Below are 18,236 nucleotides of genomic sequence, written 5' to 3' on the forward strand. Positions count from 1 at the left end.
GCGCCGGATACCGGCGTCCAACGCTGGCAGAAGATCATCGAACCGGTCTGGAAACCCATTGGCGGCGGCTGTCATCTGACGCGACAACCGGACAAGCTCATCGAGGCGGCCGGTTTTTCCATCGCCGAGATGACAGCGGACTATCTGCCCAAGAGCCCGAAATTTGCGAGCTTCAACTATGCGGGCGTCGCCCTCATACGATAGGCGGGGGTGTCCGCCGCCTTTACAGTTTTATCTTCGGTCAATAACAGGGTGATACGCCTCTGAGGCGTCTGCCGGGCTGGCTCTGCGCCAGACCGGACGTCTACAATGATCCGTGCGCCCGTCTGGTCCGGCGTCTGAATGAGTGATGACACATGGCGATGCTCTACAGCCACCCGTCCCGCATGGCGGCCTATAACACCTGGGCGAATGCACGCCTTTACGATGCGGCCACGGCGCTGACCGATTTCGAGCGCAAGCGGGATGTGAAAGCGTATTTCACCAGCCTGCACGGTACGCTCAATCATCTTCTCACGGCGGACCGGATCTGGCTCAAGCGCCTGACCGGCGAAGGCGAGGCGCCGGCCAAGCTCGACACGGTGCTGTTCGAGCAGTTCTCGGACCTGCGAGAGGCCCGCGAGGTCGAGGACAAGCGGCTGATGGACTATGCCGCGACGGTGAAGCCCGAGCAGCTGGACGATATTCTTGAGTATGTGAACACGCGCGGCGAGGCCAAGGCCCTGCCGCTCGGCGTGGTCCTGACCCATGTGTTCAATCACCAGACCCACCATCGCGGTCAGGCGACCCATATCCTGCGCCAGCTGGGCGTGGCCGAGCCGCCCTCCCTCGACCTGCTGTATTTCGCCCTGCCGACGGCCTAGCCGAGCTGCGCGCTCAGCGCGTCGAGCCAGGCCATGATGCGCTTTCGGTTCACGCCGATATCGGAATAGCCGATCACCGCCCGCGAATAGATCGCCAGCGCCGAGCCGCCATCCGTCTCCATGGCCTCGGCCGTGATGTAGTCGGGGAACCGGAACAGTCTTGAGCGCTGCACCAGCTCGACCTGCCCCTCCGTCTCACGCACCAGCGTCACCCGGGGCTGTTCCAGCGCCAGCGCCTTGAAGCGCACCAGCAGGACCTCCGGCTTCACCTTGAAATGCGGGCTGATCTGATCAGGCTGCGCGGAGGCGTCAAAGCCTTCTGGCAGGACCAGCCATCGACGCGGCCGCGCATCCGGTGCGAGTGTCGCAAAATCCAGCGGGAAGGGTCTGTCAGCCATGGCGGTTTTCCTCCTGCGCGATCCCGTCGCGCGCGATTCACCTGACCCCATTCGTAACTGGATTACACGCTCGCATCACCCTAAAGATGAACCAAAGAGTTCGGGGAGCATCCAATCTCATGACTGAGTACGCGCTTGAGGTCGAAGGCCTGAGCAAGACGTTCGGCGGCAAACCGGCCGTACAGGACGTGTCTTTCCAGGCCCGCAAGGGCGAGCTGACGGGCTTTCTGGGCCCGAACGGCGCCGGCAAGACCACAACCCTGCGCATGTCGCTGGGCGTGATCGTTCCAGATAGCGGCGCCGTGAAGCTGTTCGGCCAGGCGCCCAACACGAAGAGCATGGACCGCGTGGGCTTCCTGCCCGAAGAGCGCGGCGTCTATCGCAAGATGACCGCCGAGGCCGTGATCGTGTTCTTCGCCCGGCTGAAGGGCCTGTCTGCGGGCGAGGCCCGCCGCCGGGCGCTGGTCTATCTTGAACGCTTCGGCCTCAAGGAAGCGGCGACCAAGAAGATCAAGGAACTCTCCAAGGGCATGGCCCAGAAGATCCAGATCATCTCCGCCATCATTCACGAGCCGGACTTCATCATCCTCGACGAGCCGTTCTCCGGTCTGGACCCGGTCAACCAGGCCATGCTCGAGCAGGTGATCCGCGAGCAGGCCCAGGCGGGCCGCACCGTGCTGTTCTCCACCCATGTGATGGAGCATGCCGAGCGCCTGTGCGATCGCATCGTGCTGATGGCGCGCGGCCGGAAGGTGTTTGACGGGCGCGTGGACGAAGCGCTGGCGCGCGTGCCCCGGCAAGTCACCCTGGGCGCGTCGGCCGGGTCAAACCTCGCCGAGGTCGTCTCGCCCATGGGCGAGATCGAGACGCTCGCGCCCGACGAGGATGGTTCAGCGAACCTGCTGCTCACGCTCAAGCCGGGCGTGGACGCCCAGGACGTGCTGCGCGCCTGTGTGCAGGCCGGCGTTCCCCTGACCCGCTTCGAGCCCCGCCGTCCCCATCTTCACGACGCCTTTGTCGCCCTTGTGGGCGAGGATGCGGTCGAAACACTCCGTCAGGAGGCCTGATCATGCGCGCCGCCTATCTGATCGCTCGCCGCGAATACCTCTCCTATGTCGCCACCTGGGGCTTCTGGCTCTCGCTGCTGGCCGTACCGATCTTCGCCACGATTGGCGGGGTGACGCCCGCCCTCATCCAGTCCAGCCAGCCGGTGCGCTATTTCAGCGTGATCGACGAGACCGGGCAGCGGCTCGACCAGCTGGTCGAGCAGGCCCGCATCGAAGAACGTCGCGCCCAGGTCCGCGGGGCCATCGAGATGATGGCCCAGGGCGTGGGCGGGGATGAGGCCGCAGAGCGCGCCCTCGCCATCTTTGACGAAGACCCTGACGGGGTCAGCCAGACCGAGGCCGCCTTGCAGTCCGTGGGCCTGTCTGACGCCGCCAGCGCGCTTGAAGCCGGTCGCACCAAGGCCGTCCAGGTCGAACCGCCAGCCCGGACCGCGGACGCATTGCGTCCCTATCTCTCAGGCGATCAGACCATCGAGACCCCTGAAGGCCCCAAACCGCTCTTTGCCGCCTTCTTCATTCGCGAGCATGCCGAAAACGGGCTGGAGGTCGTCTATCTGTCGACCAATCTGACCAATTCCGACCTCCGCGGCGATGTGCGCGACATCATCCGCGCGCACATGCGTGAGCAGGCCCTTGTGAGCGAAGGCCTCGACCCGGACGAGATCGACGCCATTCTCGACATCCGTCCGCTTGTCACCAGCCTGGATGCGCGCAGCGAAGCGGGCGTGGAAGAGGAAGTGACCTTCGCCGACCGCGCCCCCTTCTTCGTGGCGCTCGGCCTGGCGTTCATCCTGTGGATGGCGGTGTTCTCGGTGGCGAACATGCTGCTGACCTCCATGATCGAGGAGAAGGGCGGCAAGATCATCGAGCTGCTGCTGTCCACCGCCCGCCTCGAGGACATCCTGATCGGCAAGCTTCTGGGCGTGGCGGGCGTGTCCGTCACCCTGTTCGCCGTCTGGGGCGGGGTCGGGGTGCTGCTGAGCACGCTGGGCGGCTCGGCCATCGCGGCGCTCGATCCGGACCTTCTGGAGCTCCTCACCTCGGTCTTTGATCCGGGCCTCCTGCTGGCCGGCCTGTTCTTCTTCACCTGCGGCTATCTGATGTATGGCGCGATCTTCCTCGCCATGGGCTCGCTGTGCGACACCCTGCAGGACGCCCAGACGCTGATGGGACCGGTGATCTGGATCCTGATGCTGCCCATGCTGATCATCGTGTTCTCGATCGATGCGCTCGACTCGATGGTCATCCAGATCGGCTCCTGGGTGCCGCTGTGGACGCCTTTCGTGATGATGGCGCGCCTGCCCACCGATCCGCCCCTGTGGGAGCTGCTGAGCGCCTGTGCGCTGATGGTGGTGACCACCCTCATCGTCCTGTGGGGAGCGGCCGCGGTGTTCCGTCAGGGCGCCCTGCGTCAGGCCAATGCGGATTCCGTTCGCAAGCTTCTGAAGATGGGCGGCAAGAAAAAGGCCTGAGGCGATCGCCTCAGGCCTTGAGCCTCGCCTACCGCCCGGCCAGGGCCGACACAGCAAAACCCCGTACGCTGGGCGTACGGGGTTTTTCGTGTCTGCTTAGGAGCGGTTAAGCCCGGCGCAGCGTTCTAGCGGCGACCACCGCCGCGTTTCGGCAGCAGGCCCTCGCGCTGAGCGCGCTTGCGAGCCAGTTTGCGGGCGCGGCGGATCGCCTCGGCCTTCTGGCGCGCTTTCTTTTCAGACGGCTTTTCGTAATGGTTGCGGCGCTTCATCTCGCGGAAAGTGCCTTCCCGCTGCATCTTTTTCTTCAACGCCTTGAGCGCTTGCTCAACGTTGTTATCGCGCACGACGATCTGGACGATGGTAATCTCTCCCTTCGAATAGGTGGTCAAGGCCCGCTCCGGAACTTTGACCGTATAGCTCACGCGAACCAAAGAGCCGCGTGGCTCCACCGTCCGCGCCGGATCGCTTCCAACAGAGGCGGGCGATATACCGGGTCTGGGAGCCCCTGTCCAGCGTAGAGCGCGGCGAAACGCCCCGTGACGTCAGGCCCAGAGCGCACTAAATATACAGCCATGACCGCAAAAGCACAAAACACCGCCCCCTCTCGCGCCCAGCGCGCCCGTGACGCGCTGGTGGACGCCGCCCTGCCCAACGCCGCCTTCGACGGCTGGAGCGAGACCACGCTGACCCGCGCCGCCCAGGACGCCGGACTGAGCGAGGGGGAGGTGCAACTGTATTGCCCTGCAGGGATTCTCGACGTCATCGAGACCTGGACGCGGCGCTGTGACGCAAATGCCCGCGCCGAGATCGAGGCCAATCCCGCCAACCGGATTCGCGACAAGGTCAGCCAGGCGGTGCTGATCCGTCTGGCGCAGTATGAGGGCCATGAAGAGGCCGCCGCCCGCGCCCGGGCGCGACTGCTTTTGCCAGATGGTCTGGATCGCGGCGCCCGGCTCGTCTGGGCCACATCACACATGATCTGGAGCGCGATCGGGGACACAAGCACCGACGCGAACTTCTATTCCAAGCGGGCGATTCTGTCGGGCGTCTACGCCTCAACCTTTGCGATCTGGCTCGAGGACGACAGCGAGGACCGGACGAAGACCGCCGAATTCCTTGATCGCCGCATCGACAATGTCATGCAGTTCGAGAAGGTGAAGGGTCAGGTCAACAAGCTGGCGAAAAACCTGCCCGACCTGCCCGGCTTGATGGGTGATCTGCGTTATGGGTTCAGACGGGCGCGCTAGGCGGCTCTAGAGCGGCCCCAGCACGTTCACATGGCCCATCTTGCGGCCCTCGCGAGTCTCGCGCTTGCCGTAAAGATGCAGCACCGCATTCGGGGTTTTCAGCCAGTCTTCCCAGGCGTCCGCGTCATGGCCGATGAGATTGACCATGCGGGCCGAGGCATGCGGGGCGGGATCGCCCAGCGGCCAGCCTGCGACTGCGCGGATATGCTGCTCGAACTGGCAGACCGTGCAGGCGTCCTGCGTCCAGTGACCGGTATTATGAACCCGCGGCGCGATCTCGTTCACAAGCAATGAGCCGTCCTTGAGCGCAAACAGCTCCATTCCCATCACGCCCACATAATCGAGGGCATCCAGAACCCGCGTCGCCATGCCGAGCGCGGTCGCCCGCGTCTCGTCGCTGACTTGGGCCGGGGCGAGGCTTTCACGCAGGATGCCGTCCGAATGCCGGTTCTCTGACAGCGGGTAGGCGCGCACCGCCCCATCCAGCCCGCGCGCGGCCACGATGGACAGCTCATGGGTGAAGTCGGCGAAGGCTTCGAGGATGGCCGGCTGGCCCTTCATGGCGGCGAGTGCGTCCTCGGCGTCCGCCATCTCGCGGATCACCGCCTGCCCCTTGCCGTCATAGCCGAAGCGGCGGGTTTTCAGGATGGCGGGCAGACCCAGCTCCGAAATCGCGGTCTGCAGTTCCTGAAGCGTGCTTACAGGCCGGAACGCCACCGTCGCAGCGTCATGATCATTGAGGAAGGTCTTTTCGGTCAGACGATCCTGAGCGACGTCCAGCGCCATGGCGCCTGGGCGCAGCGGGGCGTGTTTCGCCGCGGCGGCGGCGGTTTCAGCCGGAACGTTCTCGAACTCATAGGTGACCGCATCCACGCTGGCGGCGAATGTCGCCACAGCGTCGAGATCCTCATAGGCGGCGGTGACGGTCTCGGCGGCGACACGGCTCGCAGGGCAGTCAGGCTCGGGATCGAAGATCACCACATCAAGCCCCATCCGGGCCGCCGACAGGGCCAGCATGCGGCCGAGCTGGCCGCCGCCCAGAATGCCGATCCGCGAGGTCGGCGCCAGCGCTTGGGTCATGGATCAGTCCTCGACCGTTTCCGCCACCGACTCCGTCAGTGACGCCCGATAGGCTTTCAGGCGCTCCATCAGCGCATCGTCAGACAGGCCCACAATGGACGCGGCCATGATGGCGGCGTTCTTCGCGCCCGCCTCGCCGATCGCCAGCGTGCCCACCGGCACGCCGCCGGGCATCTGGACAATGGACAGAAGCGAGTCGAGCCCGGACAGGGCGCGCGATTGCACCGGAACGCCCAGCACCGGCAGATGCGTCATGGACGCCACCATGCCCGGCAGGTGCGCTGCGCCGCCCGCGCCGGCGATGATCACCTGCACGCCGCGATCAGCGGCGGACTTGGAGAACGCCACCAGACGGTCAGGCGTGCGGTGCGCAGAGACAACCTTGGTCTCATAGGATGCGCCCAGCTGATCGAGCAGATCGGCGCCGGCCTTCATCGTCGGCCAGTCCGACCGTGAACCCATGATGATGGAGATGGGAGCAGCTTTGGCGCCGCCCGAAATGCTTTCGCTCATAATAGCCTTGCCTGACAGGCGATTGGAAAGCACGTCAACTTAACCGCGGCGCGCTTTCGGTCAAGCAAAACCCATGACTGCACTGTATTCAGAGCGAACGCTGGTTCACCCGCGCCATCAATTCCTCTGCGCTTTCCTTGCGTTCGGAATACCGGTCCACGAGATAGTCCGCCTGCTCACGGGTCATCAGGGTGAACTTCACCAGCTCTTCCATGACATCGACGATGCGGTCATAGAGCCCGGACGGCTTCATCCGTCCCGCCTCGTCAAACTCCAGAAACGCCTTGGGAATGGAGGACTGGTTAGGGATGGTGATCATGCGCATCCACCGCCCCAGAACCCGCATCTGGTTGAGCGCATTGAAGCTTTGCGAACCGCCCGAGACCTGCATCAGCGCCAGCGTCTTGCCCTGGGTCGGACGCACGGCGCCCATCGCCAGCGGAATCCAGTCGATCTGCGCCTTGAGCACCGCCGTCATCGCGCCATGACGTTCGGGGCTGCACCAGACCATGCCTTCCGACCAGGTCACCAGATCGCGCAGCTCGGCCACCTTCGGGTGGTCCGCCTCGGAGTCATCGGGCAGGGGCAGGCCGTTCGCGTGAAAGATGCGGGTCTCGGCGCCGAACATCTCCAAGAGACGCGCGGCTTCCAGCGCCGCAAACCGTGAGAAGGAGCGCTCGCGCAAGGAGCCGTAGAGCAGCAGGATGCGCGGCTTGTGCGTCATCCGTCGCAAGGGGGCGAGCGCGTCCTGGTTGATCGGCGCAACATGCTCCACGACCAGATTGGGCATGAATGTTTCAGAACGGTCTGACACAGGGCTCTCCAAGGATCGCAGCCAACCCTCATCGAGCCGACATGTCCTCATAATGACCAGGGACGCCCTCATTTCAATAATTCATGACTGCCTGAAATCACAACCCGCCCGTTCAGGCAGACGTCCACCTGGCGAGAATGAACGTTTTTTTTACCACAACCACCGAGGCTTAACGGGCGAGACCAGTCTCATGGAGCCCGCGACATGCGAATTCGATCCGGCGGCCCGCTCGCTGGCGCCGGCCCGGTGGGTCGTCGTGAGGAGACCCCGCGCACGTCTGCTGCGCCCAAGGGGACGAGTGCGCCCACCGATAGCGCGTCCATCATGGGCGTGCCCGAAGCCGAGCTGACCCCGAATGTGCAGCGCGCCCTCCTGTCCCTGATGGGCGAAGTGGACCAGCTGCGACGCGAGACCGAAGCCTTGCGCGGCCGCATTCGTGATCTGGAGAGTCTCGCGGACCGGGACGCCCTGCTTCCGGTCTTCAACCGCCGCGCCTTCTTGCGGGAAGTCTCAAAAGCGCTGGCGTTGGCGGAGCGTCATGGCGCGCCGTCGAGCCTGATCTATATTGATCTCAACGGCTTCAAACAGATCAATGATGAGCATGGCCATGCCGCAGGCGACGCCGCGCTCGAGCAGGTGGCCAACCTGATCACCGATCATGTGCGGGAAACCGATGCGGTCGGCCGGCTGGGCGGGGATGAATTCGGCATCGTGCTGACCCTGACGCCGGAAAGCGCAGCGCGCCAGAAGGCCAACGACCTGTCAAAGGCGATCTCCGACGCCTCGATCACGCATAACGGCAAACCACTCAAGCTCGGCGCCGCATGGGGCGTGCATGCGCTGTCGCATGGCGTTGCGCCTGAAGATGCGCTGGCCGCCGCAGACGCCGCCATGTATGCGCACAAACAGGCCAGCAAGACCCGCGCGACAGGCTAGATCGTCTCGCCTAGGCGATGATGTCGGGGTTCAGAATGTCTTCCAGACGATAGATCTCGTCCTTCAGCGCCAGCTTGCGGCGCTTGAGACGCACGAGCTTGAGCTGGTCGGACACGCCGCACGCCGCCAGAGCCGACACCTCTTCATCCAGGGTGCGGTGTTCGATCTGCAGATCTTCGAGCCTGCGCTTGAGCGCGGTTTCGTCGAACTCGCCGTCCATTGCCGTGACCGACCTCTTCAATCAGACGCAAGCCGGACCCATCCGGCTGAGTGGATTGTCGAAAAAACCTCGGGCGCCAGAGCGTAACGCTTGCGCTCACTTCGTTTCGAGGAGACCCATATTACACATTTTTGGTCGCCTCGAAAACGTTTTCCACAAACGCCCCTGCGCTCGCCGCACTCGAACCGAGCCGGGCGGCGTAATCCTGCAGCCGTTTCAGAGCCAGATCGCGCCGGTCAGAAACGTCTGTTTCCGGGCAGGCATGGGTCAAAGCCTCAAGCCCGTGCTGCTCGAGTTTTTCCGCTTCGAGCTCGGCGGCGAGCACGCTCTTGCGCAAGCTCAGGGCGGCCTCTGCATTCACGCCCGCCATCGGATGCTTGAGATGGTCCCGCGCGCTTCGCAGCGGTTTGACCACCTGTGCGCTCCACAGGGCGGACAGCTCCACCGCCTGCCCGAGCGCCGGTCCCGGATCGCGTCCGTTCACACAGGCCCAGATGATCCACAAACCGACATTCACGTCCATGCCGGCCGCCTGCAAGGACAGGCAGGCGGGCTTCACGCCCGCCTGGGCGTACAGCCGGACCGAGAAATTCCAGAAGGCGCTCACCGGTTCGTCCGCGCCTGGGGACGGCGGCCCTGTTCGAGATCCTCACCCCAGCGCCTGGTCGCGTCCCAATCGAGTCCGAACAGATCCAGCGCCCGGCCGACGGACTGGTTGACGATGTCATCCACGCTTTTGGGGTGGGCATAGAACGCGGGCAAGGGAGGCAGGATCACGGCCCCCATCTCGGTCAGCTGGGTCATGGTGCGCAAATGGCCCAGATGAAACGGCGTCTCTCGCACCATCAGCACCAGCAGACGCCGCTCCTTGAGCACCACATCGGCCGCCCGGGTCAGCAGCGAGGACGTGACCCCGGTGGCGATCTCGCTCATCGTGCGCACCGAGCAGGGCGCAATCAGCATGCCGCGGGTCTTGAAGGACCCCGAAGCGATCGAAGCGCCCACATCGGCCTGCTTGTACAGATAATTCGCCCGATCGCGCAGGATCGAGGGCTTCTCTCCCAGCTCGTAGGACAAGGTCATTTCGGCCGCCTTGGAGGCCACCACATGACTTTCCACACCTAATTGCCGGAGCGCCTCGAGAGCGCGCATGGCGTAAATCACGCCCGAAGCGCCAGAAATTCCAACCACGAGCCGATCAGGCGTCACATCCGTCACTGCGAGTTAACTCCGTTAAAATGTCGCAATCGAATTTGAATTGTCAGACCGCGCTATCAAATGGTTCAATGTACGTCCTACAGCAAGGGAGGCATTGATGGCCACTGACGCGCGTATTCGTGAACTGGACGCCCGCCACGACAAACTGGACCACCTGATTGTCGAAGAAATGAAACGCCCTTCCACCGACACCCTGCAGATCGCCTCCCTTAAAAAACAGAAACTTAAACTTAAAGAAGAGATCGAAGCGCTCAGACGACGACAATAACGGCGCGAGCTGCTAGCCTGATTGCAAAGGGCGGACATTACGTCCGCCCTTTTCTTTTGACCCCTGCCGAGATCGAATCCGACCGTGCTTCAACCTGTCCGCCTTCTGACGATTCTTGCAGCAGTCTGCCTGTCCATGGCCGCTGCTGAGGCCCAGTCTCGCGAAGAGATCTGCCCCGACGGTTATGCCGCCCTCTCCGCCAATGACGCCGAAGCGGCCATTGAGGCCTTTGAAGCCTGTCTGGCGGACCAGTTCTATGACTGGCCGCAAGAAGCGGAATTGCGCGCGCGCCTGGGCGCCGCCTACCTGGCCGCGACCCGCTCCGAAGAGGCGCTGATCGCCTACAACCAGATCTTCGCGCTGGTCGAAGCCAATGACGGGGATGTCGACAATCCGCTGATCCGCCGCAATCGCGCCGCCGCCTATCTGCAGCTTGACCGCCCCGAGGACGCGATCACCGATCTCGAGATCGCCCTGGCGCGCATTCCGGAAGACGGTTTCACCGCCGTGCTGGCGGGCTCGGCCTATCTTGATCTTCATCGCCCCGAAGAGGCCGTCGCCGCCTTTGACGCCGCCGTGCGCGCCGAACCCGATTATGCGTCGGCCTGGATCGGGCGCTCGGCCGCCTTCGTCGAGATGGCGCTCACTGAAATGGCGGTCGAGGATGCCCGCGAAGCTGTCGCGCTCGCCCCCGAGGATCCGGGTGCGCTCAATGCGCTGTGCTGGGCGCTGGTGAAGGATGGTCGCGCTGCGGACGGGTTGTCCACCTGCCGGGCCGCGTCCGAGGCTGCGCCCGAGGAAGGCTCGATCACCCATTCGCTCGCTTCTGCGCTCGAGCAGATCGGGGAGACCGAAGAGGCGCGCCGCCTCTTCGCCCTCGCTCACGAGCAGGCCCCGGATGATCCTGAAGTGACCGCTGATTATGAGCGGGTTTTCAACAACACGCCCTGAGCCCTGTCGATGGTGACTGACTGAGCGGTTTACAGAACCGTCCGGCGGCTGTTTGATCGCCGCCGATTTTGGGAAGTGGAGATCTCTCATGGCCGTATCTGATCGCGTGGCCATCATCACCGGCGGCGCCAAGGGCATTGGCGCCGCCTGCGCCCGACGCTTCGTCGAGGAAGGCCTGCGCGTCGTGGTCGCCGATATTGATGATGAGGCGGGCGAAGCGCTGGTGGAGACCCTGAACGCCGGCAAGGAGCGCGCGCTCTTCGTCAGCTGTGATGTCTCCGACAAGCTGGCCGTCGCCAACCTCATGGCCGAGACCCGTTCGGCTTTTGACCGGGTGGACATCCTGATCAACAACGCCGCCACCCTGGCCAAGGGCGATGTGCTGGATCTGTCCTTTGACGACTTCAATGCCGTGATGGACGTCAATCTGCGCGGCGCCTTCCTAGTGGCCAAGGCCGCGTCCAAGCAGATGATCGAGCAGATCGAGGACGAACAGACCCGCGCCGAGGACTGCCGCAAGCGCTACGCCATCATCAATATGAGCTCGGTGAACGCCGTGGTCTCCCTGCCCGACCAGCTTGCCTACACGATGAGCAAGGGCGCGCTGAACCAGATGACCAAGTCCATGGCCTTGGCGCTGGCGCCCTGGGGCGTGCGGGTGAACGCCATCGGGCCGGGCTCGATCAACACCGACATTCTCAAGGCGGTCGCGGATGACCGCGAGGCCATGCAGCGCATCCTGTCGCGCACACCGCTCAACCGTCTCGGCGATCCCGACGAAATCGCAGGCGTCGCCTGGTTCCTCGCCAACAAGGATGCGAGCTACATCACCGGCGAATGCATCTACGCCGATGGCGGGCGTCTGGCGCTCAATTACACGATGAAGCCCGAGGACTACGAGGACTAGGTCCTTGAGCGCGCGCGGACAAAGCGCGCCCAGACCAGGATGGCGAGCGGGCTGAACAGGCCGACCCAGCCCGCCGCATCCCAGACGCCATTTCCGATCAGGGAGAGGACCAGCCCGGCCAGGCTGATCCCGAGGATGACCAGCGGCCAGCCGAAGACGCGCCAGAACCGGCTCATGCCGGAACCTCTGCAGAGCTGCGGCGGGCGCCCCTGAGATAGCCCTTGCGTACGGCCCACAGATACAGCCCGCTGATCAGCACCACGATGGTCAGAAGGTCGAGCAGGGCCCAGAGGATCTTCAGCGGCAGGCCGGCGTAATCGCCAAAATGCAAGGGTTGAGACAGCGCCAGCGCCTTGGCGTACCAGGGCATTTCGCGCAGGCCTGCAACCTCGCCTGTCACCGCATCCACCAGCACCGGCGCAATCAGGTGCTCGGTCAGCGGCGTGTCGCCATGCAGGAAGATGGCGTAGTGGAAGTCCGTCGAGAAGGTCCCGCCCGGAAACGCCACAAACTGCAAGGTCATGTTCGGTGCGGCCTCGATCGCGGCGGTCACCGCCTGATCGAGCGACGCCATCTCATCCGGCGACGGGACAGCGCGATCAGGATACTCGGCGATCAGATCCGCAAGCGCGGCGTCGCGCCAATAGCCGTAGATGACATCGTCGAGAGTGTTGATCACTCCGGTGCCGCCCACAACCATCACCCAGCCCAGCGTGATCACGCCGAGAAGGTTGTGATAGTCGAGCCAGCGGGTGCGCGCGGACCGCTCCAGCCGCAGCATGCCGAACCGGTGTTTGCGCATGAACGGCCAGTAGAGCACCACGCCCGAAAGAACGGCGAGCAGGAAGCTGAGCCCCATGGCGCCCAGAAACAGCTTGCCGGGCAGCCCCAGGAACATGTCGGTATGCAGCTGGACCAGGAAATCCATGATCCCGCCCGCGTCGGCGGGAGCCGCGACGATGGAGCCGTCCGTCTGGTCAAACCGCTCGAACCACATCGCCCCGCCCGGCGCATCCGGCGTCGGCCCGGTGGTGACGTTCACCACGGGGCGGTCGATGTCAAAGCTCATGAAGAGCGGGACTTCGCCCGGTCGGTTTTCCAGCGAGCGATCCAGGATCTGATCGAGATCCAGCATTGGGCCGTCGGGATTGCCCGGCGTGAATTCGGACGGGTTCAGCGCCGCCTCGAACTCGTCATGGAAGATGATCGGCAATCCGGTCACGCACAGCATGAGCAGGAAGAGCGTGCACACCAGGGACGTCCAGGTGTGAATGCCGCTCCAGATCCGGATCGCCGATCGGGACATCTCGCCTCGCCTAGAAGTCGGTGCTCACCGACACGCGAACGGTGCGCGGCTCGCCCTGCACCAGATAGTTCGCGCCCGGATAACCGCCGGTCGAGGCCCAATAGTCGTCATCGAGCAGGTTCTCCACCCGCGCGCGCAGGGCAACCGGATGACCTTGCGCCTCGAAGCTGTAACGCACGCCGGCGTCAAAGCGCGCCCAGGCGGGGATTTCCAGCGTATTGTCCGCGCTGGCGTACTGCTCGCCGGTATAGATCACGCGCCCTTCGAGAACGAGACCCGGCAGGAAGCTGGCGTCCCATTCCGCGTTGAAGCTGGCCTGGAATTCCGGCACGCCCACAGCCGCATTGCCTTCATTGAGACCGCCCTGGGTTCTGGCCTGCTCGGACTCAAGCCAGGTCGCGCCACCGATCAGGCGCAGGCCTTCGACCGGTTCGCCGAACACCGTCAGCTCGGCGCCGCGGGTGCGCTGCTCGCCATCATCGGTGAAGCGGTCGCCCACCACGATGGCGTTCGGCTGGGTCAGCTCGAACAGGTTCGCAGTGACGCCGTAATTGCCGCCGTCATACTTGATGCCCGCTTCCATCTGCTCGCCGCGGAAGGGAGAGAGCACCTCGCCGGCGTTGACGATCACGACGCCGCCCGAGCTTGCGGGCGCGATCTGGCCCGGCTGCAGGCTTTCGGCATAGTTGGCGTAGAGCGAGACGGCGTCAGAGGCGCGATAGACCACGCCAAGGGCCGGGGTGATCGCATCATCATCATACGCGCTCAGCTCGGCTCCGGTGTTGTAGTCAAAGCTCGCCGTGTCGATGGTCTGCCAGCGCAGCCCCAGGGTCGCGAGCACCCGGCCGTCCAGAAGGCTCATCGTGTCGGCGAGGGCGAAACTCGAATTGGTCACTTCTTCCGTCTTGCCCGGATCATCGAGATCGCCCCCGACAAAGAAGTCCGCCGCCGGTTGGGGCGCGGCGAAGGGATCGTTCAGATCGCCCGCAAAGCCCGCAAAATTGGAGAACGCGTAGGCATTGTCGGACTCGCTGTGAATGCCGGAGACAGACGCCACCAGACGGTGACCGATCTCGCCGGTCCAGACATCGGCGCGCAGGCCGGCATCGGCGCTGATCACCTGATCCACGCGCGCATTGTCAAAGCGATAGGCCGAAGTGACGCCGGACGCCCCCGCACTCGGATTGGCGAGCACGTTTTCCTCTTCCCCGTCGCGGGCGCCCACGGCCAGCCAGCCCGTGACGACATCGCTGAAATCCATCTCGGCCCGCACGACGCCGAACAGCTGCTGCTCGTCGGTATAGGTCCAGGGTTGGGCGTAGTTCACATCCGCATCCGGCACGGACGGAATGGCGCCCAGCGGGGTCACTTGCGGACGCGGCGCGTCAATATGGTGGTCCTGCCAGCCTAGGTCCGCAGACAGGCGGATGCGATCGGTTTCATAGCTCAGCCCCAGCGTGAAGAGGTTCAGGGAGCGGTCCTGATCCTCGATGGCGGTCTCGCCATCACGCAGCGCGCCGTTGAAACGCACGCCCAGCTCGTCCTGAGCGCCGAACCGGCGGCTCAGATCGAGCGCGGCATAGCCATGGGAGCGGCCTTCAAAGCCCAGCGTGACGCGCGTGAGATCGTCTTCACCGGCGCGCTTGGGCACCAGGTTGAACGCCCCGCCCACGCCGGAGCCGCCCGGGGCCGCGCCATTCAGGAACGCATTCGCGCCAGAGAACACTTCAACGCGCTCGACCAGTTCAGCCGCCACATACTGGCGCGGCAGGATGCCGTAGACGCCGTTCAGCGTCATGTCATCGGAATAGACCGGGAAGCCGCGGACGACATAGAGCTCCTGGAAGTTCCCGAAGCCCTTGGCCAGACGCACTTGCGGATTGTTGGCGAGGACGTCGCCAATGCCCCGCGCCTGCTGGTTCTCGATCAGCTCAGCGGTGTAGGCGGTGGTGGTGAAAGGGGAGTCCAGGAAATCGACATTGCCCAGCAGACCGTTGCGGGCGCCGCGCGCCACCTGACCGCCCTCGAACACCTGATTGAGCTCCACCTGAGAGCCGGTGACGATGATGACGTCCTGTGCATCATCGGCAGTCTGGGCGGAGGCGGGAGCGCAGAGCACAAGCGCAGACAGCGCGACGCCGCCCATCAGGGCATGGAGCTTGAACATGGGAAGACCCTTCGCAGGCTTGATTGATTTTGAGAGTGATTATCAATCAAAGAAGAGCGGGTCAATTCTTCTGCACGGCTGCGCCTGCCGCAAACAGGAAAGCCCGGCCTGAACAGCCGGGCTTTCGAAACTTCAGGGTGATGCAAGGTCTATTCGTTGTCGCCCTTGGGCTTGCCGAACAGCTCGTCGAGCGTCGTCGGCGCATTGGCTGAATCCATGTCCTGATCATCGGCCGGCTTGAGGGTGTCCTCCTCGATGATGACCTGGCCATCCTCTTCCATCTGCTTGCGACGTGCGGACGCCTTGGAGACCTGAGCATCCAGATCGATCTGGGTGCACAGCCCCAGCGTCACCGGGTCGGTCGGCTTGATGTTGGGCGAATTCCAGTGCGTGCGCTCGCGCACCGCCTCGATGGTCGTCTTGGTGGTGCCGATCAGCTTGGAGATCTGAGCATCGGTCAGCTCGGGGTGATTGCGCACCAGCCAGGCGATGGCGTCCGGACGGTTCTGGCGGCGCGACAGCGGGGTGTAGCGCGGGCCTTTCTTGCGTTCCTGAAGCTCGGCGTATTTCGGCTTGGAGGCCGTCATCCGGTAGGCCGGGTCCGCTTCCGCCTTGTCCAGTTCAGCGCGATCGAGCTGGCCGGATGCGACCGGGTCGGAACCGCGCACGCCAGCCGCCACATCGCCATCCGCAATGCCCTTGATCTCAAGATGGTGCAGCCCGGTGAAATCAGCGATCTGTTCAAAGCTCAGCGCGGTGTTGTCCACCAGCCAGACCGCCGTCGCCTTGGGCATGAGAATCTCGGCCATGTCAGTCCTCGTACACGAAACAAAAGAAAACCCGGCGCGGACCGCCGGGTTGTTTCCGTCGACCGCCCCTCATCTCGTACTCACGATGAAGAGGGAGAGTGTGACCCTCCTTATAGCGCGCTTGTCACGCGCTGGAAACACCCCTGTCACGCTAGGGAATCAGCAGGATCTTGCCCGCATGGCCGCCCGCATCCATCCGCGCATGCGCCTTGGCGACGTCATCAAGAGCAAAGGTGGAATCGATCAGAGGACGCACCTTGCCCGCCTCGATCCAGGGCCAGACATGCGTTAGAACCGCTTGGGCGATATCGGCCTTCTCCTCATCAGAGCGTGAGCGAAGGGTCGAGCCCGTCAGGGTCTGGCGCTTGAGCATCAATCCCATCAGATCCAGCTCGACCCGGCTGCCCTTGAGGAAGGCGATCATGACGATGCGCCCGAACCGGTTCAGGCAATTGAGGTTCTTCTGCACATAGTCGCCGCCGACCATGTCGAGGATCACATCGGCGCCGCCTTCCGCCCTGATCGCAGCGGACCAGTCCTCGGCGTGATAGTCGAACGCCCGGTCCGCGCCGAGATCGAGACAGGCCTGCGCCCGGTCCGGACCGCCGGCGGTGGCGATCACATAAGCGCCCTGGGCCTTGGCCATCTGGATGGCGGTGGAGCCGATGCCGCTGACCCCGCCATGAACAAGCAGGCGTTCGCCGGGCTTGAGCGCGCCGGCGTCAAAGACATTGGTCCAGACCGTAAAGACGGTTTCAGGCAGCCCCGCGGCCTCGACCAGGTCGACGCCCTTCGGCGCCGGCAGGACGCTGCCCGCCTTCGCCCGCGCGACATCGGCGTAGCCGCCGCCTGACACCAGCGCCACCACCGGATCGCCCGCCTTGTAGCGAGTGACCCCGTCACCCACAGCGCGCACCGTGCCCGACACCTCAAGGCCCAGTCCTTCAGGCGCGCCGTCCGGCGCCGGATAGAACCCCATCCGTTCGAACACGTCAGGCCGGTTGATCCCGCTCGCCGCCACATCGATCAGCACTTCACCGGCAGCCGGCGGCGCCAGTTCGACCTGTTTGACCACCAGCTTTTCGGGACCGCCGGGTTCCGGCGCCGTGACGATGCGTGATGAAATCGGATTCATGAACGGGACTCCCGAGGGTTAATGCACTAGTATCTGTCGTCCTGTCCGCCAATGAGGAGAGCGACGCCATGTTTCACGATGAACCGCTGACCTCCCGCAATGAAGCGCTGGTCCCCGGCGAGGATCTGAGCGAACTGGGTGTCGAACAGCTCACCGAACGGCTTGAAGTCTTACGTCAGGAAATGGGACGGACCGAAGCGGCGATCAAGCAGAAGAAGGCCGGCCTCTCAGCAGCGGAAGCCTTTTTCAAGACCCCAGGCGGAGACTAGCGGGCGAGACTGGCCCCAGCCTTGCTTAAGAGTTCGTACACACTCTTGAGATGACGCGTAACGAGACAGAACGGATACTGCCATGACCCCGGTCACGCCTCACGCCGCCAGCACCGCCGCTCGGGTTTCCGATTTTGCGGATTCCGAAATGTTCCGCCGTCTGTTCCGTGACGGCATGGATCTGGTGGAGGAAACTGCGGCCTATCTGGATGGCCCCGGCCGGGATGACGCCAAGCGTCTGGGCCGCTCGGGCGCGTTGGCATATGCGTCTGAATCCATGGGGCTGACCACCCAGCTGATGCAATGCGCGTCCTGGCTCCTGACCCAGCGCGCCGTCGCCGAGGGCGATATGAGCCCGCGCGAAGCCGCCGAGGAGCGCTATCGCCTCTCGCCCAACAAGTTCAGCCCGCCGACCTGGCCGGCCGGGGATGATCCCTGTCCGCCGCGCCTCGGGGATCTGGCGCTGCGCGCGCGCGAATTGCATGAACGTCTGATGCGCCTGGACGACTCGCTGTTCGAGGCCGAGCTCAAGCCGGTCGAGAACCCGGTCGCCAACCAGCTCTCCCAGCTCTCGGCCGCCTTCAGCGATAGCTAGA

Annotated in this window: 23 protein-coding genes and 1 pseudogene; 11 read left to right on the forward strand and 13 right to left on the reverse strand. The window is 64.2% G+C overall.

Translation table 11 applies throughout. From position 1 onward, the window contains the following. Together B2Z70_RS00735 and B2Z70_RS00740 are read left to right on the forward strand one after the other, a co-directional pair. Positions 1-204 (forward strand): annotated as a pseudogene (locus B2Z70_RS00735) (SAM-dependent methyltransferase); the annotation flags it as partial. Positions 205-356: 152 nt separating this feature from the next. Beyond that, complete coding sequence (locus tag B2Z70_RS00740; RefSeq protein ID WP_009801991.1) at positions 357-863, forward strand: DinB family protein; 507 nt, start codon at positions 357-359, stop codon at positions 861-863. Here the strand turns inward: B2Z70_RS00740 and B2Z70_RS00745 are convergent. Then, positions 860-1,261: a DUF1499 domain-containing protein gene (locus B2Z70_RS00745; protein ID WP_009801992.1), complete on the reverse strand. Its 402-nt coding sequence runs from the start codon at positions 1,259-1,261 to the stop codon at positions 860-862. The two genes, B2Z70_RS00740 and B2Z70_RS00745, sit on opposite strands and share 4 nt — an antisense overlap. 119 nt (positions 1,262-1,380) lie before the next feature. Here B2Z70_RS00745 and B2Z70_RS00750 point away from each other — a divergent pair, with 119 nt between their 5' ends. Both B2Z70_RS00750 and B2Z70_RS00755 read left to right on the forward strand, forming a co-directional pair. Further along, a complete protein-coding gene (locus B2Z70_RS00750; protein WP_009801993.1) occupies positions 1,381-2,328 on the forward strand; it encodes an ABC transporter ATP-binding protein in 948 nt (315 codons plus the stop codon). A gap of 2 nt (positions 2,329-2,330) precedes the next feature. Beyond that, positions 2,331-3,800, forward strand: coding sequence for an ABC transporter permease (locus B2Z70_RS00755; protein ID WP_009801994.1), 1,470 nt, complete (start codon positions 2,331-2,333; stop codon positions 3,798-3,800). A 125-nt stretch (positions 3,801-3,925) separates the two neighbouring features. Here B2Z70_RS00755 and rpsU read toward each other — a convergent pair whose 3' ends face one another. Further along, a complete protein-coding gene (rpsU, locus tag B2Z70_RS00760) occupies positions 3,926-4,231 on the reverse strand; it encodes a 30S ribosomal protein S21 (protein WP_009801995.1) in 306 nt (101 codons plus the stop codon). Positions 4,232-4,372: 141 nt separating this feature from the next. Here rpsU and B2Z70_RS00765 point away from each other — a divergent pair, with 141 nt between their 5' ends. Beyond that, positions 4,373-5,047 carry a COQ9 family protein gene (locus B2Z70_RS00765; protein ID WP_009801996.1) on the forward strand — a complete coding sequence of 225 codons (675 nt, stop codon included), beginning with the start codon at positions 4,373-4,375 and terminating at the stop codon, positions 5,045-5,047. 6 nt (positions 5,048-5,053) lie between these two features. Here the strand turns inward: B2Z70_RS00765 and B2Z70_RS00770 are convergent, their stop codons facing one another. From B2Z70_RS00770 to arsH, 3 genes are all read right to left on the reverse strand, one after another. Next, entirely contained in the window at positions 5,054-6,127 is a 1,074-nt protein-coding gene (locus tag B2Z70_RS00770) for a 5-(carboxyamino)imidazole ribonucleotide synthase (RefSeq protein ID WP_009801997.1), read from the reverse strand. Positions 6,128-6,130: 3 nt separating this feature from the next. Continuing rightward, a complete protein-coding gene (purE, locus tag B2Z70_RS00775) occupies positions 6,131-6,640 on the reverse strand; it encodes a 5-(carboxyamino)imidazole ribonucleotide mutase (RefSeq protein WP_009801998.1) in 510 nt (169 codons plus the stop codon). Positions 6,641-6,728: 88 nt separating this feature from the next. After that, a complete protein-coding gene (gene arsH / locus B2Z70_RS00780) occupies positions 6,729-7,430 on the reverse strand; it encodes an arsenical resistance protein ArsH (RefSeq protein WP_009801999.1) in 702 nt (233 codons plus the stop codon). Between the two features lie 228 nt (positions 7,431-7,658). Here arsH and B2Z70_RS00785 point away from each other — a divergent pair, with 228 nt between their 5' ends. Continuing rightward, entirely contained in the window at positions 7,659-8,390 is a 732-nt protein-coding gene (locus B2Z70_RS00785; protein ID WP_040612548.1) for a GGDEF domain-containing protein, read from the forward strand. Positions 8,391-8,400: 10 nt separating this feature from the next. On the opposite strand, the gene B2Z70_RS00790 is transcribed toward B2Z70_RS00785, so the two are convergent. The 3 genes from B2Z70_RS00790 to B2Z70_RS00800 all read right to left on the reverse strand — a co-directional run bounded on the left by B2Z70_RS00790 (position 8,401) and on the right by B2Z70_RS00800 (position 9,801). Continuing rightward, positions 8,401-8,610, reverse strand: coding sequence for a YdcH family protein (locus B2Z70_RS00790; RefSeq protein WP_009802001.1), 210 nt, complete (start codon positions 8,608-8,610; stop codon positions 8,401-8,403). 121 nt (positions 8,611-8,731) lie between these two features. Further along, positions 8,732-9,217 carry a TIGR02444 family protein gene (locus tag B2Z70_RS00795; protein ID WP_009802002.1) on the reverse strand — a complete coding sequence of 162 codons (486 nt, stop codon included), beginning with the start codon at positions 9,215-9,217 and terminating at the stop codon, positions 8,732-8,734. Next, positions 9,214-9,801, reverse strand: a complete 588-nt coding sequence (locus B2Z70_RS00800) for a UbiX family flavin prenyltransferase (protein ID WP_292979982.1) — start codon at positions 9,799-9,801, stop codon at positions 9,214-9,216. Before B2Z70_RS00800 ends, B2Z70_RS00795 begins: the two co-directional genes overlap by 4 nt. 124 nt (positions 9,802-9,925) lie before the next feature. Between B2Z70_RS00800 and B2Z70_RS00805 the strand changes: the two genes are divergently transcribed. From B2Z70_RS00805 to B2Z70_RS00815, 3 genes are all read left to right on the forward strand, one after another. Beyond that, positions 9,926-10,096 carry a DUF465 domain-containing protein gene (locus tag B2Z70_RS00805; protein WP_009802004.1) on the forward strand — a complete coding sequence of 57 codons (171 nt, stop codon included), beginning with the start codon at positions 9,926-9,928 and terminating at the stop codon, positions 10,094-10,096. An 84-nt stretch (positions 10,097-10,180) separates the two neighbouring features. Further along, on the forward strand, positions 10,181-11,047 hold the full coding sequence (locus tag B2Z70_RS00810; protein WP_156776188.1) for a tetratricopeptide repeat protein: 867 nt from the start codon (positions 10,181-10,183) through the stop codon (positions 11,045-11,047). An 88-nt stretch (positions 11,048-11,135) separates the two neighbouring features. Next, on the forward strand, positions 11,136-11,954 hold the full coding sequence (locus B2Z70_RS00815; protein WP_009802006.1) for an SDR family NAD(P)-dependent oxidoreductase: 819 nt from the start codon (positions 11,136-11,138) through the stop codon (positions 11,952-11,954). Here the strand turns inward: B2Z70_RS00815 and B2Z70_RS00820 are convergent. From B2Z70_RS00820 to B2Z70_RS00840, 5 genes are all read right to left on the reverse strand, one after another. Beyond that, entirely contained in the window at positions 11,951-12,130 is a 180-nt protein-coding gene (locus B2Z70_RS00820; protein WP_009802007.1) for a hypothetical protein, read from the reverse strand. The genes B2Z70_RS00815 and B2Z70_RS00820 overlap by 4 nt on opposite strands. Further along, positions 12,127-13,260, reverse strand: a complete 1,134-nt coding sequence (locus tag B2Z70_RS00825; RefSeq protein WP_009802008.1) for a PepSY-associated TM helix domain-containing protein — start codon at positions 13,258-13,260, stop codon at positions 12,127-12,129. The genes B2Z70_RS00820 and B2Z70_RS00825 overlap by 4 nt, the downstream gene beginning before the upstream one ends. A gap of 10 nt (positions 13,261-13,270) precedes the next feature. Further along, entirely contained in the window at positions 13,271-15,427 is a 2,157-nt protein-coding gene (locus B2Z70_RS00830) for a TonB-dependent receptor (RefSeq protein WP_009802009.1), read from the reverse strand. A gap of 149 nt (positions 15,428-15,576) precedes the next feature. Next, entirely contained in the window at positions 15,577-16,236 is a 660-nt protein-coding gene (locus tag B2Z70_RS00835; RefSeq protein ID WP_009802010.1) for a DUF1013 domain-containing protein, read from the reverse strand. A 151-nt stretch (positions 16,237-16,387) separates the two neighbouring features. Next, positions 16,388-17,371, reverse strand: coding sequence for an NAD(P)H-quinone oxidoreductase (locus B2Z70_RS00840; RefSeq protein ID WP_009802011.1), 984 nt, complete (start codon positions 17,369-17,371; stop codon positions 16,388-16,390). A 68-nt stretch (positions 17,372-17,439) separates the two neighbouring features. On the opposite strand from B2Z70_RS00840, the gene B2Z70_RS00845 reads away from it, so the two are divergent. Both B2Z70_RS00845 and rcdA read left to right on the forward strand, forming a co-directional pair. After that, a complete protein-coding gene (locus tag B2Z70_RS00845) occupies positions 17,440-17,640 on the forward strand; it encodes a DUF1192 domain-containing protein (RefSeq protein ID WP_009802012.1) in 201 nt (66 codons plus the stop codon). A gap of 82 nt (positions 17,641-17,722) precedes the next feature. Continuing rightward, entirely contained in the window at positions 17,723-18,235 is a 513-nt protein-coding gene (gene rcdA / locus B2Z70_RS00850) for a protease adaptor protein RcdA (RefSeq protein WP_009802013.1), read from the forward strand. Position 18,236 lies beyond the last annotated feature (1 nt).

Source organism: Oceanicaulis sp. UBA6590 (assembly GCF_002433705.1).
Taxonomy (GTDB): Bacteria; Pseudomonadota; Alphaproteobacteria; order Caulobacterales; family Maricaulaceae; genus Oceanicaulis.

Excerpts from the sequence above, each read along its gene's own strand:
- B2Z70_RS00740 (WP_009801991.1), top strand. The coding sequence starts at position 357 with ATGGCGATGCTCTACAGCCACCCGTCCCGCATGGCGGCCTATAACACC.
- B2Z70_RS00745 (WP_009801992.1), bottom strand. The coding sequence starts at position 1,261 with ATGGCTGACAGACCCTTCCCGCTGGATTTTGCGACACTCGCACCGGAT.
- B2Z70_RS00750 (WP_009801993.1), top strand. The coding sequence starts at position 1,381 with ATGACTGAGTACGCGCTTGAGGTCGAAGGCCTGAGCAAGACGTTCGGC.
- B2Z70_RS00755 (WP_009801994.1), top strand. The coding sequence starts at position 2,331 with ATGCGCGCCGCCTATCTGATCGCTCGCCGCGAATACCTCTCCTATGTC.
- B2Z70_RS00765 (WP_009801996.1), top strand. The coding sequence starts at position 4,373 with ATGACCGCAAAAGCACAAAACACCGCCCCCTCTCGCGCCCAGCGCGCC.
- B2Z70_RS00770 (WP_009801997.1), bottom strand. The coding sequence starts at position 6,127 with ATGACCCAAGCGCTGGCGCCGACCTCGCGGATCGGCATTCTGGGCGGC.
- purE (WP_009801998.1), bottom strand. The coding sequence starts at position 6,640 with ATGAGCGAAAGCATTTCGGGCGGCGCCAAAGCTGCTCCCATCTCCATC.
- arsH (WP_009801999.1), bottom strand. The coding sequence starts at position 7,430 with ATGCCCAATCTGGTCGTGGAGCATGTTGCGCCGATCAACCAGGACGCG.
- B2Z70_RS00785 (WP_040612548.1), top strand. The coding sequence starts at position 7,659 with ATGCGAATTCGATCCGGCGGCCCGCTCGCTGGCGCCGGCCCGGTGGGT.
- B2Z70_RS00790 (WP_009802001.1), bottom strand. The coding sequence starts at position 8,610 with ATGGACGGCGAGTTCGACGAAACCGCGCTCAAGCGCAGGCTCGAAGAT.
- B2Z70_RS00805 (WP_009802004.1), top strand. The coding sequence starts at position 9,926 with ATGGCCACTGACGCGCGTATTCGTGAACTGGACGCCCGCCACGACAAA.
- B2Z70_RS00815 (WP_009802006.1), top strand. The coding sequence starts at position 11,136 with ATGGCCGTATCTGATCGCGTGGCCATCATCACCGGCGGCGCCAAGGGC.
- B2Z70_RS00820 (WP_009802007.1), bottom strand. The coding sequence starts at position 12,130 with ATGAGCCGGTTCTGGCGCGTCTTCGGCTGGCCGCTGGTCATCCTCGGG.
- B2Z70_RS00825 (WP_009802008.1), bottom strand. The coding sequence starts at position 13,260 with ATGTCCCGATCGGCGATCCGGATCTGGAGCGGCATTCACACCTGGACG.
- B2Z70_RS00830 (WP_009802009.1), bottom strand. The coding sequence starts at position 15,427 with ATGTTCAAGCTCCATGCCCTGATGGGCGGCGTCGCGCTGTCTGCGCTT.
- B2Z70_RS00835 (WP_009802010.1), bottom strand. The coding sequence starts at position 16,236 with ATGGCCGAGATTCTCATGCCCAAGGCGACGGCGGTCTGGCTGGTGGAC.
- B2Z70_RS00840 (WP_009802011.1), bottom strand. The coding sequence starts at position 17,371 with ATGAATCCGATTTCATCACGCATCGTCACGGCGCCGGAACCCGGCGGT.
- B2Z70_RS00845 (WP_009802012.1), top strand. The coding sequence starts at position 17,440 with ATGTTTCACGATGAACCGCTGACCTCCCGCAATGAAGCGCTGGTCCCC.
- rcdA (WP_009802013.1), top strand. The coding sequence starts at position 17,723 with ATGACCCCGGTCACGCCTCACGCCGCCAGCACCGCCGCTCGGGTTTCC.